We start from the raw sequence: 16,618 nt of genomic DNA, 5'->3' as shown, positions 1-16,618 counted from the left end.
CCGCATCTCGTGGATTAGCAGATTGTTTTTTCTTCAATGAACTTGTTAACCAGCGTCATTAACTCGTCCGTTGTCGGTTGAGCAAGAGCCTGCTCTGCTAATACCTTCGCATCTTCGAAGTTCGTGTTACGGATAATCTTCTTAATGCGCGGGATGGAAATGGCGCTCATAGAGAATTCGTCCAGACCCATACCCAGCAACAGAAGTGTAGCACGTTCGTCGCCTGCAAGCTCACCACACATGCCAGTCCATTTACCTTCTGCATGAGAAGCATCAATAACTTGCTTGATCAAGTTCAGTACGGACGGTGACATTGGCTGGTAGAGATGTGAAATCATATCATTACCACGGTCAACTGCCAGGGTGTACTGCGTTAAATCATTGGTACCGATACTAAAGAAATCAACTTCTTTGGCTAAATGACGCGCAATGGTCGCCGCCGCCGGTGTTTCCACCATCACGCCGATCTCGATTGACTCGTCAAACGCTTTACCTTCGTCACGCAGTTCCTGTTTGTAGATTTCGATCTCTTTCTTCAGTGCACGCACTTCTTCAACAGAGATGATCATCGGGAACATGATGCGCAGTTTACCGAAAGCAGAGGCGCGCAGGATCGCACGAACCTGGTCACGCAGGATCTCTTTACGATCCATCGCGATACGCACGGCACGCCAGCCCAGGAACGGGTTCTCTTCTTTCGGGAAGTTCATGTACGGCAGCTCTTTGTCGCCACCGATGTCCATGGTACGGACGATAACCGCCTGAGAGCCACACGCTTCAGCCACGGCTTTGTAAGCAGCAAACTGCTCTTCTTCCGTTGGCAGCGCGTCGCGATCCATGAACAGGAATTCTGTACGATAGAGACCGACACCTTCCGCACCGTTGCGCTCAGCGCCATCAACGTCGCGGACGGTACCGATGTTTGCGCACACTTCAACCTGATGGCCGTCCAGGGTGATGGCTGGCAGGTCTTTCAGCTTAGCGAGTTCCGCTTTTTCAGTCGCAACCTGCTCCTGAACCGCGCGCAGTTTATCGATCTCTTCATTGGTTGGGTTGACGTAAACCAGATTGTTTACGGCATCCAGAATCAGATAGTCGCCATTTTTCACCTGAGAGGTGACGCTACCGGTACCCACGATGGCAGGCAGTTCCAGAGAACGCGCCATGATAGAGGTGTGGGAGGTACGGCCACCCGCGTCGGTGATGAAACCGAGGACCTTTTTCAGGTTCAGCTGTGCGGTTTCAGACGGGGTGAGGTCAGCGGCAACCAGGATCACTTCATCCTGAATCGCGCTCAGGTCGATGATGGCCAGGCCCAGGATGTTGCGCAGCAGGCGCTTACCGATGTCACGTACGTCAGCCGCACGCTCTTTCAGGTATTCATCATCCAGTTCTTCCAGGGCAGTTGCCTGACCTTCGATAACTTCATGCGCAGCCGCGTCGGCCGTCATGCCTTTATCTTTAATCAGGGCTATGATTTCCTGCTCCAGCTCCTCATCTTCGAGCAGCATGATGTGCCCTTCGAAGATGGCTTCTTTTTCTTCACCGAAAGTTTCGCCAGCTTTAGTTTTGATTGCTTCCAGTTGCGCAGATGCCTTGGCACGACCGCTCAGAAAACGTTCAACTTCCTGATCAACCTTGTCGGCAGAAATTTTTTTCCGGTCGATGACGATCTCGTCTTCTTTCAGCAGCAGTGCCTTGCCGAAAGCGATACCCGGGGATGCTAAAATGCCTGAAATCATAACCCTACCTTACTTGTGACTGATATTTAAAAGAACCCGGAAACTTACTCGAGCTCAGCCATCAGTTTAACCAGATGCTCAACTGCTTTCTGCTCGTCTTCACCTTCTGCAGAGATGGTGACAACGGTGCCCTGAGTCAGGCCCAGAGTCTGCAGTTTGAACAGGCTTTTTGCGCTCGCGCTTTTGCCGTTGGAAGTCACAGTGATTTCAGAAGTGAAGCCTTTTGCTTCTTTAACAAACTGAGCAGCAGGGCGGGTGTGCAGACCGTTCGGAGCGGTAATGGTAACTTCTTGCTGGAACATTGTATTTCCCCAACTTATAGGTTTAGTGTTGTGGAACTAAAGTCTAGCCTGGCGACTGAACTTTAGCCTGTATTGTTAGCGCTGACGTTTCGATCGTCATTAAACATTATGCAGCGAAAGCAAGACTTGAACCAAATCATAAAATCGATTCAGCAAGGCTATTTCGTTTGCCGATTAATTTCACGCATCAAAATAATTGCTGGTTTAAATACCAGACCCTTCGGGGTGAAGCAATGCCAGGAGGGGTAAAAGTTTGAAGCAGGCCACAAAAAAGCACCTGAAAAGGTGCTTTTTTACGCGTTATTAACATGCTGGCACTACTGTTGCAGCTCTTTTTCGGTAAACAGATCGGCAAACAGTGCGGTGCTCAAGTAACGCTCACCCGAGGACGGAAGGATAACCACAATATTCTTGTTGGTAAAGGCTTCATCTTCCTGAAGCTTGAGCGCTGCCGCAACGGCCGCACCGGAAGAGATACCCGCCAGAATGCCTTCTTCATCCATCAGGCGACGCGCGGTAGAGATGGCTTCTTCGTTAGTGATGGTAACCACTTTATCGATCAGCTTCAGATCCAGGTTGCCCGGAATGAAGCCTGCGCCAATACCCTGAATTTTGTGCGGGCCGGGTTTGAGCTCTTCACCCGCCAGTGCCTGGGTGATAACCGGTGAGTCGGTTGGCTCAACGGCAACGGTGATCAGGTCTTTTTTACCCTTTGTGCCTTTAATATAGCGCGACACGCCGGTCAGCGTACCGCCGGTACCCACGCCGGAGATAAAGACGTCAACCTGGCCGTCGGTATCTTCCCAGATTTCCGGACCGGTGGTCTTCTCGTGAATTTCCGGGTTAGCCGGGTTGCTGAACTGCTGCAGCAGGAGATATTTAGCCGGATCGCTGGCCACAATCTCTTCGGCTTTCTGAATGGCGCCCTTCATGCCCTTCGCGCCTTCGGTCAGCACCAGGTTCGCGCCCAGCGCTTTGAGCAGCTTACGACGCTCAATGCTCATGGTTTCTGGCATGGTCAGCGTCAGCTTGTAGCCGCGCGCGGCAGCCACATAGGCCAGAGCGATACCGGTATTGCCGCTGGTCGGTTCCACCAGCTCAACGCCTGGCTTCAGTACGCCACGTTTTTCAGCATCCCAAATCATGTTTGCACCGATACGGCATTTTACGCTGAAGCTCGGGTTACGTGATTCGACCTTCGCCAGAATGCGTCCATTACCGATACGGTTCAGTCGAACCAGGGGCGTATGACCGATAGTCAGCGAGTTGTCTTCATAAATCTTACTCATGGCCTGTCCTTAACTGTATGAAATTGGGATACCGACCCAGCATACCTGTTGAGCAGGTAGGGGGAAGTAAGGAATTCGCATATCTATATACTGCAAGGAAATAATGGGGATCAGTATGGAATAAGGGGCGGCATAAGCCACCCCTGCTTTACACATTTTTGCATTATTTCCATAACGCGTGCTTAGCACGGTAGCAGTCGACCCACATCGCCGTCGCGCCGCAGACGGCGACGGGCATGATGAACAGATTCAGGAAGGGAATCATGGTGAACAGGCTGGTCAGCGCGCCAAACTGCATATTGGCGACCTTCTGGCTGCGCAGGGCGGTGCGCATCGTTTTAAATGGCACCTTGTGGTTATCGAACGGATAATCACAGTACTGGATGGCCAGCATCCAGGCGCTGAACAGGAACCACAGCACGGGTGCCACCGTCTGGCCAATGCCGGGCACAAAATAGAGGATAAGCAGCACAACCGCGCGGGGCAGGTACCAGGCAAACTTTTGCCATTCACGCTTCATAATGCGAGGGAGGTCTTTCATGATCCCCCATATGCCCGTGTCCGGCGGCGTCGCGCCGGTAAGCCGCGCTTCCAGCTGTTCCGCCAGCAGACCGTTAAACGGTGCGGCTATCCAGTTCGCAATCGTCGAGAAGAAATAGCCAAACACCAGCAGCACGGAAATCACCGCCACCGGCCAGAGCAGGTAGTTCAGCCACTGCAGCCAGTCCGGCACATGGCTCATCATGGACGGGATCCAGCTCTCCAGCTTGGTGAACAGCCACCAGAACGCGCCGCCCATCAGAATAATGTTGATCAACAGTGGGAGAATGACGAAGCGTCGAATCCCCGGCAGGGAGACCAGTTTCCAGCCCTGAGAAAAATACCAGACGCCGCTGCGCGGGGGAGAAGAAGATGTTGAAACCATAGCCAGGCTGTACTCCTTTTTACACAACCAGTGGAATTGCCCGCCTATATTATCCACTTACGGAGCAATGACCAGTTCGGAAATGTTCGAAAAACCAGCAAAAAGCACGATTTCCTTCATCTTTATGCTGTGAATGCTCTGCACACACTTGCACTTGACGTAAACGGCAAATACTCTTAGTGAGTAAATGTTTGCCGTGGTGGCAAGGTGTTAGAACAACAGAGAATATAATGATGCAGGATTTGCGTCTGATATTAATCATTGTTGGCGCGATCGCCATAATCGCTTTACTGGTACATGGTTTCTGGACCAGCCGTAAAGAGCGTTCCTCGATGTTTCGCGATCGCCCACTGAAGCGCATGAAGTCCAGTCGTGATGACGATGACAGTGAAGATGACATCGACGGCAGCGACGACGACGGCGTGGGTGAAGTTCGTGTTCATCGGGTCAATACTGCGCCCGGCGCAGGCCATGGGGAGCAAGAAGCACCTCGTCCTTCGCAGCACCAGTATCAACCGCCGTATGCTTCCGCACAGCCGCGCCAGCCAGCGCAGCAGCCTGTGGAAGAGCCGGTGCGCCAGCCGCCGCAACAGCCTGTCTATCAGCAGCCTGCCCAGCCGGTTCAACAGCAACCGGTGCAGCAGCCCGTGCAACAACAGCCTGCTCAGCCGGTACAACAACCGCAGCAGCCTGTTCATGTCCAGCCTGCGCCTCAACCCGCTCCGGCACCGCACGTTGAGCCTGAGCCCGTTGTAGAGCCAGAGCCGGTTGTTGAAAAACCGCAGCGTAAAGAAGCGGTGATCATTATGAACGTGGCCGCGCATCACGGTAGCCATCTTAACGGTGACGTACTGCTTAATAGTATTCAACAGGCAGGCTTCAAGTTTGGCGATATGAACATTTTCCATCGCCACCTGAGTCCTGACGGTAGCGGTCCGGCGCTGTTCAGCCTGGCCAACATGGTTAACCCTGGCACCTTTGATCCGGAAATGACCGGTGATTTCGTGACCCCGGGTGTGACTATCTTTATGCAGGTGCCGTCCTACGGCGACGAACTGCAAAACTTTAAGCTGATGCTGCAGTCTGCCCAGCATATCGCTGACGAAGTCGGCGGTGTGGTGCTCGACGATCAGCGTCGAATGATGACCCCGCAGAAACTGCGCGAGTATCAGGACCGCATCCGCGAAGTTAAGGAAGCCAACGCGTAATCGCCGCGTTGACTTCAACTCCTCCTCAACCCCCGCCTGTCGGGGGTTTTTTCTCATTGATGGTGCGATATGGACTCAATCGAACAACAACTCACTGAACTGCGAACCACGCTTCGCCATCATGAATACCTCTATCATGTTATGGACGCACCGGAAGTTCCGGATGCGGAGTATGACCGCCTGATGCGCGAGCTGCGCGAATTAGAGGCGCAGCATCCTGACCTCATCACACCAGATTCTCCCACCCAGCGCGTCGGCGCTGAGCCGCTGGGGGCTTTTAGCCAGGTGCGTCATGAAGTGCCGATGCTGTCGCTGGATAACGTCTTCGATGAAGAGAGCTTCCTCGCGTTTAACAAGCGCGTGCAGGATCGCCTGAAAAGCAGCGACTCCCTCACCTGGTGCTGCGAGCTGAAGCTGGATGGCCTGGCAGTCAGCCTTCTCTACGAAAACGGCGTGCTGGTACGCGCCGCGACGCGTGGCGACGGCACGACGGGTGAAGACATCACCACCAACGTGCGTACCATCCGCGCGATCCCGCTGAAGCTGCAGGGCGACAACATTCCTGCGCGTCTGGAAGTGCGCGGCGAAGTGTTCCTGCCCCAGGCGGGCTTCGAGAAAATTAACGAAGAGGCGCGTCGCACCGGTGGGAAGGTGTTTGCTAACCCGCGTAATGCGGCGGCGGGCTCTCTGCGCCAGCTTGACCCGCGTATCACCGCGAAGCGACCGCTTACTTTCTTCTGCTACGGCGTCGGTATTCTGGAGGGCGGCGAGCTGCCGGATACCCATCTCGGGCGTCTGCTGCAGTTTAAAGCGTGGGGCCTGCCGGTGAGCAACCGCGTTCAGCTCTGCGACTCGCCGGAAGCGGTACTGGCGTTCTACCACAAAGTGGAAGAGGACCGTCCGACGCTCGGGTTTGATATTGATGGCGTGGTCATCAAGGTGAACTCACTGGCGCTGCAGGAGCAGCTGGGCTTTGTGGCGCGCGCGCCGCGCTGGGCGGTGGCGTTTAAGTTCCCGGCTCAGGAGCAGATGACCTTCGTTCGCGACGTAGAGTTCCAGGTCGGCCGTACGGGCGCCATTACCCCGGTTGCCCGTCTGGAGCCTGTGCAGGTTGCGGGCGTGCTGGTGAGTAACGCCACGCTGCATAACGCCGATGAAATCGACCGCCTGGGCCTGCGCATTGGTGACAAAGTGGTGATTCGCCGCGCGGGGGACGTGATCCCGCAGGTGGTTAACGTTGTGGAGTCAGAACGTCCTGATGAAACGCGCGAGATTGTCTTCCCGACCCATTGCCCGGTGTGTGGATCTGACGTAGAGCGTGTGGAAGGTGAAGCGGTGACGCGCTGTACGGGGGGCTTAATCTGTGGCGCACAGCGTAAAGAGTCACTGAAGCACTTCGTCTCCCGTCGGGCGATGGACGTCGACGGCATGGGCGATAAAATTATCGATCAGCTGGTTGAGAAAGAGTATGTCCACACGCCAGCGGATCTCTTCAAACTGACGGCGGGCAAACTGACTGGTCTGGACCGCATGGGGCCGAAGTCAGCCCAGAACGTGGTTAACGCGCTGGAAGCCGCCAAAGAGACCACCTTCGCCCGCTTCCTGTACGCGCTGGGCATTCGTGAAGTGGGTGAAGCAACCGCAGCAGGTCTGGCAGCATACTTTGGTACGCTGGAGGCGCTGGAAAAGGCGAGCATCGAGGAGCTGCAGAAAGTTCCGGATGTCGGCATCGTTGTCGCCACGCACGTCTTTAACTTCTTCGCCGAAGAGAGCAACCGCGAAGTCATCGGCAAACTGCTGGAAGAGGGCATCAGGTGGCCAGCACCGGTAGTGGTCAACGCCGAAGAGATCGACAGCCCGTTCGCCGGTAAAACGGTGGTGCTGACCGGCAGCCTGAGCCAGCTTTCACGCGACGATGCAAAAGCGCGTCTGGTGGCGCTGGGGGCAAAAGTGGCGGGCAGCGTGTCGAAGAAAACCGACCTGGTGATCGCCGGGGAAGCGGCGGGTTCTAAGCTGGCGAAAGCCCAGGAGCTCGGCATTGAGGTTATCGACGAAGCGGAAATGATGCGTCTGTTAGGAGAGTAACGTGGAGAAAGAGCAGCTCGTTGAGATCGCCAATACCGAGATGCCGTTCGGTAAATACAAGGGCCGCAGGCTGATCGATTTGCCGGAGGAGTATCTGCTGTGGTTTGCCCGCAAGGATGAATTCCCGGCAGGGCGACTGGGTGAGCTGATGGCTATCACGTTACTGATCAAAACCGAGGGGCTGACCCAGCTGGTTCAGCCCCTGAAACGCCCTTAAGCCTTCGCGGCGCGGGTCTCTTCCTGCGCCAGCTTTTCGGTCTGGCGTTTGTAGCGACGCGCCAGCACCGCGCAGACCATCAGCTGGATCTGATGGAAAATCATCAGCGGCAGCACCATCATTCCAATCACCGAGGTCGGGAACAGAATGTTGGCCATCGGGATACCGTTAGCCAGACTCTTCTTCGAACCGCAGAACACAATCGTAATTTCATCCGCTTTGTTGAAGCCGCACTTGCGTGCCACAAAGACGTTTACCGCTATTACAATCGCCAGCAGGACAATGCTGACCACCACGATAAACAGCAGCGAGCCTGCCCCCACCTTGTGCCAGATCCCGTTCACGACTGCTTCGCTGAAGGCGGAGTAAACCACCAGCAGAATCGAGGTCTGGTCGGTTTTTGAGATCCACTTTTTATGCTTCGCCACAAATGCGCCGGTCCACGGACGGGAGAGATGTCCCAGGACAAACGGCAGCAACAGCTGCAGACAAATTCTTCCGACCTGCTCCAGGTTACCTTCCGCCCCGTGCATGTTCATCAGGAGGCCCACCAACAGCGGAGAGACGAAAATCCCTAACAGGCTGGATGCGGATGCCGAGCAGACCGCGGCCGCCACGTTGCCGCCTGCCAGCGAGGTAAAAGCGATGGCGGACTGCACGGTGGCCGGCAGAATACAGAGATACAGGAAGCCGGTGTAGAGCGCCGGGTCGACGTTAACCGGTGCCCACCAGGCAAACAGCACCCCGAGGATCGGGAACAGAATAAAGGTGCTACACATCACCCACAGATGCAGTCGCCAGTGTCCGCCGCCTGCGATAATGGCTTCGCGGGAGAGTTTGGCGCCGTGCATAAAGAACAGCAGGGCGATGGCCGCCGTGGTCAAGCCTTCAAAGAATGGGACGAAACCGCCGCGAGCCGGGAAAAACGAGGCCAGTAAAACGGTAACCACCAGGGTAAGCGTGAACGGATCAAGGATACGAAAAAGTTTCATAATCTCTCCTGAAAACAGATGTCGCTATTGTGCTTTCTTCCGTTTGAGAAATAAAATTGATTTATTGCATCCATTCATGAATTAAATAGATGAATTATTCATTACGTCAGCTTCGTGTTTTTGTCACCGTGGCGCAGGCTCGTAGTTTTAGCCGGGCAGGGGAGATGATTGGCCTGAGCCAGTCGGCGGTCAGCCACAGCGTGAAAGAGCTGGAGAATCAGACCGGGGTGAAGTTGCTTGACCGCACCACGCGCGAAGTGGTGTTGACCGAAGCAGGTCAGCAGCTGGCCCTGCGCCTCGAGCGGCTGCTGGATGAGCTGAACAGCACGCTCAGAGACGTGGGGAGGCTGGGGCAGCAGCTTTCGGGTACCGTGCGGGTCGCGGCCAGCCAGACGATCTCTGCGCACCTTATTCCGCAGTGTATAGCCGAGGGCAGTCATCGCTACCCGGACATTGATTTTGTCCTGCATGACAGGCCGCAACAGTGGGTGCTGGAGAGCATCCGTCAGGGAGATGTGGATTTTGGTATTGTTATCGATCCCGGTCAGGTGAGCGATCTGGCGTGCGAAAGCATACTTTCGGAGCCCTTTTTGCTGCTCTGTCGTGACGACGATCCGCTGGCCACATTGCCGGAAGTCAGCTGGCAGTCCCTGCAGGGCGCGAACCTGGTTTTACAGGATTATGCCTCGGGCAGCCGTCCGCTGATTGATTCCGCGCTGGTGAATCAGGGCGTAAAGGCAACGATTGTCCAGGAGATTGGTCACCCGGCGACGCTGTTTCCGATGGTGGAAGCCGGGATTGGCATCAGCGTGTTGCCAGCCCTGGCGCTTCCCCTGCCGCAGGGAAGCCGGCTGGCCGTCAAGCGATTAACGCCCGTTGTCGAGCGAAAGCTGATGCTGGTGCGGCGAAAAAATCGTTCACTCTCGGGGGCGGCGCAGGCTATCTGGGAAGTGGTGCGTATCCAGGCACAACGATTAACCGAAGCCCGCATACGCGACCCACTCTTTAACGCATCAGAAGATTAGATGTAGATATCGATCTGATTATTGTCTGACGGGCTGTTCACCCCTTCAACTTTGCCCAGCTTTTGATCCTGCTTCTTCTGGGCCTCTTCAGCCTGCTGGCGCTGCAGTGCGGCGAGCTGCGCCTGCAGCACTTTGATCTGGGTCTGAATAAGTTCCTGCTGCTTCTTCTTCTCATCCGTGCTGACGGGGCTGTTCGCCAGCTCTTTTAACTGCTGGGTTAGCTTTTTGATCTTGTCGAGAATGCGGGTGATTTGCGCAGAGATATCGTTACTGCTCGAAGTGCCACTCGCGCCGCTGGTTTGAATCTGTTGGGTTGAAGCCTGAATGGTCGTCATACTTTTTCCTCGCGTTATAAAACAGAGGTATCGGCACCGACGGGATTAGCTTGAGCAAAACTGCCATATCTGGCAGGGAGTTGCATCGATACACAATCAGTATTGATGGTGCGGTGAAAGTGTATTGGAGGTCACCGGCAGGCTGCGGATATAAGACGTAAGTCATGCGATCCCCGCTATCGCGATTTTCATCCTTAAGGAGCCTCTATGACCCTCTCGAATAACCCGTGGTACTGCGCCGATATCATTCGCGCCGCTAAGCCGAACTTCACGCCTCGCGTGGCGTTTATTCTCGGCTCTGGCCTGGGCGCACTTGCCGACCAGATTGATGACGCCGTTTCCCTGAGCTACGAAAAGCTGCCGGGCTTCCCGGTGAGCACCGTGCATGGCCATGCCGGCGAGCTGGTGCTCGGGCATCTGGCCGGGGTGCCGGTTGCCTGCATGAAGGGGCGCGGCCATTTCTATGAAGGGCGCGGGATGACCATCATGACCGATGCGATCCGCACCTTTACGCTGCTGGGGTGCGAACTGCTGTTTAGCACCAATGCGGCGGGCTCACTGCGCCCGGAGGTTCAGCCAGGAAGCCTGGTTGCCCTGAGCGACCATATCAACACCATGCCGGGTACGCCGATGGTGGGGCTGAACGATGAGCGCTTTGGCGATCGTTTCTTCTCTCTGGCCAATGCTTACGACGCGGATTACCGTGCCGTTCTGCAAACCGTGGCAACGAAAGAAGGCTTCCCGCTGCATGAAGGGGTGTTTGTCTCTTATCCCGGCCCGAACTTTGAGACGGCTGCCGAGATCCGCATGATGCAGATTATCGGCGGCGATGTGGTGGGGATGTCCGTGGTGCCGGAAGTGATTACCGCGCGCCACTGCGGCCTGAAGGTCGTGGCCGTTTCTGCAATTACCAATCTCGCCGAAGGGCTGGGGGAGGTCAAACTCTCGCATGAACAAACCCTCGCTGCCGCCGAGCTCTCCCGCCAGAACTTTATCAATCTTATCTGCGGTTTTCTTCGCCATATTGCCTGAGTAAAACAATAAAGTGGCCCGCCAGGGCCACACTGCTATAAGGAATGGGTTATGAACATCACGACTCGCTTAAAGCTGATGTCCTTTATGCAATATTTTATCTGGGGGAGCTGGCTGGTAACCCTCGGCGCTTACATGATTAACACCCTACACTTTACCGGCTCCGACGTGGGCATGGTGTACAGCTCCAAAGGACTTGCCGCGATTGTTATGCCCTCGCTGGTGGGAATTATTGCCGACAAATGGCTGCGGGCAGACCGTGCTTACGTGATTTGCCACCTCGTCTGTGCCGTCGCGCTCTGCTATGCCGCACAGGTCAATGAGCCCGGCCTGATGTTCTGGGTCATGCTGGTGAATGCGATGGCCTTCATGCCCACGATTGCGCTGTCGAATACGATTTCTTACTCATGTCTTGAACAGGCAGGGCTGGATACGGTGAGCCATTTTCCGCGAGTACGGGTGTATGGCACCGTGGGCTTTATTGCCGCGATGTGGGCCATAAGCCTGATGGGGGCGGAGCTGAGCAACGTGCAGCTCTATATTGCGGCTGCCGCGTCCCTGCTGCTGGCGCTCTATTCTCTGACATTGCCAGCCATTCCAGTTGCACAGGCGAAAACCTCTCAGTCGCTGGCAAGCAAGCTGGGCCTCAATGCGTTTATCCTGTTTAAACAGCCCCGCATGGCGGTGTTCTTTTTATTCGCGATGCTGCTGGGCGCCGTGCTGCAGATAACCAACACGTTTGGCAGCCCCTTTCTGCATGATTTTGCGCGTAATCCGGCGTATGCCGATAGCTTTATCGTTAAATATCCGTCCATCCTGCTCTCCGTTTCGCAAATGTCTGAGGTGTTCTTCATTCTGACCATTCCGTACTTCCTCGGACGCTTTGGCATTAAAGCCGTTATGCTGATGAGCATGGTGGCCTGGATGCTGCGGTTCGGTCTATTCGCCTTTGGCGATCCGTCCGCGACGGGCTTCGTGCTGCTCATGCTCTCAATGATTGTCTACGGCTGCGCGTTCGACTTCTTCAATATTTCCGGCTCGGTATTTGTTGAACAGGAGGTCAGCGCCGATATCCGCGCCAGCGCACAAGGGTTGTTTATGACGACCGTTAACGGTATCGGGGCGTATTTCGGTTCGGTATTGAGCGGTATGGCAGTGGATTATTTCTCGGTGGACGGGGTGAAGGACTGGCAGACGATCTGGCTGGTATTTGCGGCCTATGCCCTGGCGCTCGCGGTAGTGTTTTATTTCAGCTTTAACTATCGCCACACCAGCAAAAACAGCGGGATGCGCACAGTTGCACACTAAATTTCCCCTCCGGACGCGGAAAGGCTTTAAGGTAGGCGCATAAGTGTTATCGCCAGGATATGTTTTGATGGAACGCGTCTATCGGACCGATCTCAAGCTGCTGCGCTATTTTCTGGCCGTGGCGGAGGAACTGCATTTTGGACGGGCTGCGGCCCGTCTCAATATGTCTCAGCCGCCGTTAAGCCTCCATATTAAAGAGCTGGAAAGCCAGCTGGGCACGTTATTGTTTATTCGCCACTCGCGGAGCGTCGCGTTGACGCATGCCGGTAAAGTGCTGATGGAAGAGTCACGACGGCTGCTGGCCAGCGCAAACCAGGCTCTGGCTCGCGTCGAGCAAATTGGCCGGGGGGAAGCAGGGCGCATTGAGCTGGGGATTGTGGGCACCGCCATGTGGAGTGAGGTGCGCACGGTGATGCGCGCTTTTTTGAAATCGCACCCGAATGTCGATGTTGTATTCCGCGAGAAATCCCCAGTCATGCAGATGGCGCTGCTTGAGCGCCGGGAGCTGGATGTGGGCATCTGGCGAATGGCAACCGAGCCCACCGCTGGGTTTACCAGCGTACGGTTACGCGAGGCCGCGTTTCTGGTGGCGATGCCGGAAGATCACCGGCTGGTGAGCGAATCATCGATTGCGCTCGCAGAGTTGCAGGACGAGTATTTTGTCACGATGCCTTCAGCGCATTCTGACTGGGCATTTTTACATCGCGTCTGCCAGCAGGCCGGGTTTTCGCCGATGATCGTGCGTGAAGCCGTTGAGCCGCAAACGGTACTGGCGATGATCAGCATGGGCATGGGGATTACGCTTGCCGCAGACAGTTACGCGCAAATGCAGTGGCCGGGCGTGGTATTCCGCCCGCTGAAAGAGCGTATACCGGCAGATTTATATGTGGTGTATGACGAGAAGCAGGCGACGCCAGCGGTGAAGACATTGATTGCGACGTTAACAATGTAAATCGCAGATAGCAAAAAAGCGCCTTTAGGGCGCTTTTTTACATTGGTGGGTCGTGCAGGATTCGAACCTGCGACCAATTGATTAAAAGTCAACTGCTCTACCAACTGAGCTAACGACCCGAAATGGTGGGCGATGACGGGCTCGAACCGCCGACCCTCTCCGTGTAAAGGAGATGCTCTACCAACTGAGCTAATCGCCCATTTCGGAACTGCTGCGATAAGGTGAGAATGGTGGGCGATGACGGGCTCGAACCGCCGACCCCCTCCGTGTAAAGGAGATGCTCTACCAACTGAGCTAATCGCCCAATCTCAATTCTTATCTACACTGCGAGTCTACCGAAGTAGATGGTGGGTGATGACGGGCTCGAACCGCCGACCCCCTCCGTGTAAAGGAGATGCTCTACCAACTGAGCTAATCACCCCCGCTGTGTGGAGTCGCATTATAGGGAGAGTTGAAAATGAGTCAACGCATTTTCTAAAGTTTTTATTCGTTCGTCGTAAAATTAAACAAAACGATCGCGAAACGGGCTGTGGCGCATGATTTCTAAACAAAAATCGCAAACCCGGTCATGATAAAGGGATCAACATTGAGGATTCCCCCCACAGTGATAGAATATTGCCCATCGTTTTTTCCCCAGGATTTGCCGATTGCCGGCATCTTTATAACGTAAGGCCATTTCATGAAAATCAAAACTCGCTTCGCGCCGAGCCCGACAGGCTATCTGCACGTCGGTGGTGCACGTACCGCTCTCTATTCCTGGCTTTTCGCACGCCACAACAAAGGTGAGTTCGTGCTGCGTATTGAAGACACCGATCTTGAGCGCTCCACGCCGGAAGCAATTGAAGCCATTATGGATGGGATGAACTGGCTGAATCTGGAATGGGACGAAGGCCCGTATTTCCAGACCAAACGCTTTGACCGCTATAACGCCGTCATTGATGAGATGCTGGTCGCGGGCACGGCGTATAAGTGCTACTGCTCAAAAGAGCGTCTGGATGCGCTGCGCGAAGAGCAGATGGCGAACGGTGAGAAGCCACGTTATGACGGCCGCTGCCGCCACGACCACAGCGAGCATGCTGCTGATGAGCCTTGCGTCGTGCGTTTTGCTAACCCGCAGGATGGCTCGGTGATCTTTGACGACCAGATCCGTGGCCCGATCGAATTCAGCAACCAGGAGCTGGACGATCTGATCATCCGTCGCACCGATGGTTCCCCAACCTACAACTTCTGTGTTGTGGTTGACGACTGGGATATGGAAATTACCCACGTTGTGCGCGGTGAAGACCACATCAACAACACGCCACGTCAGATCAACATCCTGAAGGCGCTGAACGCGCCGGTGCCTGTTTATGCGCACGTCTCCATGATCAACGGTGATGACGGCAAAAAACTGTCTAAACGTCACGGTGCGGTGAGCGTCATGCAGTATCGTGACGACGGTTATCTGCCGGAAGCGCTGCTGAACTATCTGGTGCGCCTGGGTTGGGCCCACGGTGATCAGGAGATCTTCAGCCGCGAAGAGATGATCGAACTGTTCTCTCTGAGCTCTGTGAGCAAATCAGCGAGCGCATTTAATACCGACAAGCTCCTGTGGCTGAACCATCACTACATCAATACCATGCCGCCAGAATATGTGGCGACGTATCTGCAGTGGCACATTGAGCAGGCAAATATTGATACTCGCACTGGCCCTGAGCTGGCGGATCTGGTGAAACTGCTCGGCGAGCGCTGCAAAACCCTGAAAGAGATTGCCGAAAGCTGCCGCTACTTCTATGAAGAGTTTGATGCGTTCGACGCGGACGCCGCGAAGAAACACCTCCGTCCGGTTGCGCGTCAGCCGCTGGAAGTGGTGCGTGACAAGCTGGCTGCCCTCACCGAGTGGACCGCTGAGAATGTGCATCACGCCATTCAGGCGACGGCGGACGAGCTGGAAGTCGGCATGGGTAAAGTCGGTATGCCACTGCGCGTCGCGGTGACCGGTGCGGGTCAGTCTCCGGCGCTGGACGTAACGGTTCATGCCATCGGCAAATCACGCAGCGTGGCGCGCATTAACAAGGCGCTGGACTTCATCGCTGAACGTGAAAATCAGCAGTAATCACGTCTACAAAAACGGCAGGGTAACCTGCCGGTTTTTTATGCCTCTTTTTCCGCGATACCCAGACGTGTAAGAAAACCGTGTATACCCTCGCGTTTCAATAAAGCGTCCAGACGCTTCTGCTCTGACGGAGTCATACTCTCCAGCGTCTCAATAATGCCCGGAGACAGGTTTGAAGAGGGTCCATTATAGGCAGACGTGGCCTCCGCGAGATGGTAAACCGCCTGACGGTTACGGATCGCCGGGAGGCTTATAATATGTTCCTTCACGCGCGCATCAACATGAATGAGCCGAGCCCGACCCCCCTTTACGCCGTTGAGTCCTTCCGTTTTCCACCCCTGCTGGCGTATCCAGCGATTAACCGTTTGTCTGGCAACGCCTAAACACTCCGCCAGCTCTTCCGTGGTCATTTTGCTACGTAATTTTTTCATATCAGTTCTGATCGCGAATCCCTAAACGTTGCAACAATCCGGTAATCCCTTCCCGCATTAACAGCGATGTCATCTGCTTCTGCTCTTCCGGCGTCATTTCATTGGCCAGCGTCAGGAGTAGGGTGTGAAGCGAACCGTCATGGCTGGTGCCTTCTGGCAGTTCGGACGTTTCACTTGCCCGACGTGCGCTGCGGATAAAGTCACGGACTTTTTCGTTCACATGCACCAGGCGCGCTTTCCCGCCCTGGACGCCTGGCTTTGGTGATGTAATCCAACCCTCTTTGCGTACCCATTTATTGATGGTCTGGCGGCTATAGCCAGTGAGGAGGGCTAACTCTTCTGGCGTCATTCGTTCCTTGATCATGCAATTTCCTGAATATCTATGGGGTTAATTAACGGCTCATTTTATAGCACCGTTTTACGTGAAAACGTGACAGGCTTAACTCCTGACTGCGAGCAGGCTCGCAAAGTGATTAATTTGCATGATTTTTCGGCGATTGAATGGCTTGAATTGATTTTGCCGTTGACACTCCGCAGCGGAATTCATATTATGCCGCCCGTCAACATGACAGCTTTACGATGGGGCTATAGCTCAGCTGGGAGAGCGCTTGCATGGCATGCAAGAGGTCAGCGGTTCGATCCCGCTTAGCTCCACCAAACTCTGAACCCAACAGAGTGCG

Annotated in this window: 16 protein-coding genes and 5 tRNA genes; 9 read left to right on the top strand and 12 right to left on the bottom strand. The window is 55.0% G+C overall.

Annotation, left to right across the window (positions count from 1 at the left end; all coding sequences use genetic code 11):
* Nucleotides 1–14 precede the first annotated feature (14 nt).
* From ptsI to cysZ, 4 genes are all read right to left on the bottom strand, one after another.
* Nucleotides 15–1,742: a phosphoenolpyruvate-protein phosphotransferase PtsI gene (gene ptsI, locus AC0TN7_RS10155; protein ID WP_032646702.1), complete on the bottom strand. Its 1,728-nt coding sequence runs from the start codon at nt 1,740–1,742 to the stop codon at nt 15–17.
* 44 nt (nt 1,743–1,786) lie between these two features.
* Nucleotides 1,787–2,044, bottom strand: coding sequence for a phosphocarrier protein Hpr (gene ptsH, locus AC0TN7_RS10150; RefSeq protein ID WP_000487600.1), 258 nt, complete (start codon nt 2,042–2,044; stop codon nt 1,787–1,789).
* Nucleotides 2,045–2,361: 317 nt separating this feature from the next.
* On the bottom strand, nt 2,362–3,333 hold the full coding sequence (gene cysK / locus AC0TN7_RS10145) for a cysteine synthase A (protein ID WP_014884739.1): 972 nt from the start codon (nt 3,331–3,333) through the stop codon (nt 2,362–2,364).
* A gap of 163 nt (nt 3,334–3,496) precedes the next feature.
* Nucleotides 3,497–4,258, bottom strand: coding sequence for a sulfate transporter CysZ (gene cysZ / locus AC0TN7_RS10140; RefSeq protein WP_407858846.1), 762 nt, complete (start codon nt 4,256–4,258; stop codon nt 3,497–3,499).
* A gap of 230 nt (nt 4,259–4,488) precedes the next feature.
* Here cysZ and zipA point away from each other — a divergent pair, with 230 nt between their 5' ends.
* The 3 genes from zipA to AC0TN7_RS10125 all read left to right on the top strand — a co-directional run bounded on the left by zipA (nt 4,489) and on the right by AC0TN7_RS10125 (nt 7,768).
* Nucleotides 4,489–5,466, top strand: coding sequence for a cell division protein ZipA (zipA, locus tag AC0TN7_RS10135; protein WP_032646698.1), 978 nt, complete (start codon nt 4,489–4,491; stop codon nt 5,464–5,466).
* A gap of 69 nt (nt 5,467–5,535) precedes the next feature.
* Entirely contained in the window at nt 5,536–7,551 is a 2,016-nt protein-coding gene (gene ligA / locus AC0TN7_RS10130) for an NAD-dependent DNA ligase LigA (RefSeq protein ID WP_463727076.1), read from the top strand.
* Nucleotide 7,552: 1 nt separating this feature from the next.
* Complete coding sequence (locus tag AC0TN7_RS10125) at nt 7,553–7,768, top strand: DUF3820 family protein (RefSeq protein WP_003861328.1); 216 nt, start codon at nt 7,553–7,555, stop codon at nt 7,766–7,768.
* On the opposite strand, the gene AC0TN7_RS10120 is transcribed toward AC0TN7_RS10125, so the two are convergent.
* Nucleotides 7,765–8,760, bottom strand: coding sequence for a bile acid:sodium symporter family protein (locus AC0TN7_RS10120; RefSeq protein ID WP_370883423.1), 996 nt, complete (start codon nt 8,758–8,760; stop codon nt 7,765–7,767). The two genes, AC0TN7_RS10125 and AC0TN7_RS10120, sit on opposite strands and share 4 nt — an antisense overlap.
* 89 nt (nt 8,761–8,849) lie before the next feature.
* On the opposite strand from AC0TN7_RS10120, the gene AC0TN7_RS10115 reads away from it, so the two are divergent.
* A complete protein-coding gene (locus AC0TN7_RS10115; protein ID WP_024907616.1) occupies nt 8,850–9,785 on the top strand; it encodes a LysR family transcriptional regulator in 936 nt (311 codons plus the stop codon).
* Here the strand turns inward: AC0TN7_RS10115 and AC0TN7_RS10110 are convergent.
* Nucleotides 9,782–10,120, bottom strand: a complete 339-nt coding sequence (locus AC0TN7_RS10110; protein ID WP_032659298.1) for a FlxA-like family protein — start codon at nt 10,118–10,120, stop codon at nt 9,782–9,784. The genes AC0TN7_RS10115 and AC0TN7_RS10110 overlap by 4 nt on opposite strands.
* Before the next feature lie 207 nt (nt 10,121–10,327).
* On the opposite strand from AC0TN7_RS10110, the gene xapA reads away from it, so the two are divergent.
* The 3 genes from xapA (at nt 10,328) to AC0TN7_RS10095 (ending at nt 13,412) form a co-directional block, all read left to right on the top strand.
* Nucleotides 10,328–11,152, top strand: coding sequence for a xanthosine phosphorylase (xapA, locus tag AC0TN7_RS10105; protein ID WP_032646692.1), 825 nt, complete (start codon nt 10,328–10,330; stop codon nt 11,150–11,152).
* Between the two features lie 51 nt (nt 11,153–11,203).
* Nucleotides 11,204–12,460: a nucleoside permease gene (locus tag AC0TN7_RS10100; protein ID WP_267217630.1), complete on the top strand. Its 1,257-nt coding sequence runs from the start codon at nt 11,204–11,206 to the stop codon at nt 12,458–12,460.
* 67 nt (nt 12,461–12,527) lie between these two features.
* On the top strand, nt 12,528–13,412 hold the full coding sequence (locus AC0TN7_RS10095) for a LysR family transcriptional regulator (protein ID WP_463727077.1): 885 nt from the start codon (nt 12,528–12,530) through the stop codon (nt 13,410–13,412).
* A 43-nt stretch (nt 13,413–13,455) separates the two neighbouring features.
* Here AC0TN7_RS10095 and AC0TN7_RS10090 read toward each other — a convergent pair.
* The 4 genes from AC0TN7_RS10090 to AC0TN7_RS10075 form a co-directional block, all read right to left on the bottom strand.
* A tRNA-Lys gene (locus AC0TN7_RS10090) sits at nt 13,456–13,531 on the bottom strand.
* Nucleotides 13,532–13,535: 4 nt separating this feature from the next.
* Nucleotides 13,536–13,611 (bottom strand) — tRNA-Val (locus AC0TN7_RS10085).
* Between the two features lie 29 nt (nt 13,612–13,640).
* Nucleotides 13,641–13,716, bottom strand: a tRNA-Val gene (locus tag AC0TN7_RS10080).
* Nucleotides 13,717–13,757: 41 nt separating this feature from the next.
* Nucleotides 13,758–13,833, bottom strand: a tRNA-Val gene (locus tag AC0TN7_RS10075).
* Between the two features lie 258 nt (nt 13,834–14,091).
* Between AC0TN7_RS10075 and gltX the strand changes: the two genes are divergently transcribed.
* On the top strand, nt 14,092–15,507 hold the full coding sequence (gene gltX, locus AC0TN7_RS10070; RefSeq protein ID WP_024907621.1) for a glutamate--tRNA ligase: 1,416 nt from the start codon (nt 14,092–14,094) through the stop codon (nt 15,505–15,507).
* Between the two features lie 38 nt (nt 15,508–15,545).
* Here the strand turns inward: gltX and AC0TN7_RS10065 are convergent, their stop codons facing one another.
* Nucleotides 15,546–15,938, bottom strand: a complete 393-nt coding sequence (locus AC0TN7_RS10065; RefSeq protein ID WP_032645222.1) for a YfeC-like transcriptional regulator — start codon at nt 15,936–15,938, stop codon at nt 15,546–15,548.
* Nucleotide 15,939: 1 nt separating this feature from the next.
* Nucleotides 15,940–16,302, bottom strand: coding sequence for a YfeC-like transcriptional regulator (locus AC0TN7_RS10060; protein ID WP_048992413.1), 363 nt, complete (start codon nt 16,300–16,302; stop codon nt 15,940–15,942).
* A 217-nt stretch (nt 16,303–16,519) separates the two neighbouring features.
* On the opposite strand from AC0TN7_RS10060, the gene AC0TN7_RS10055 reads away from it, so the two are divergent.
* Nucleotides 16,520–16,595: transfer RNA gene (locus tag AC0TN7_RS10055), tRNA-Ala, on the top strand.
* Nucleotides 16,596–16,618 lie beyond the last annotated feature (23 nt).

The sequence above is a fragment of the Enterobacter sp. PL_is511 genome, assembly GCF_055816065.1.
This window is presented reverse-complemented; position numbering and strand designations above follow the sequence as displayed.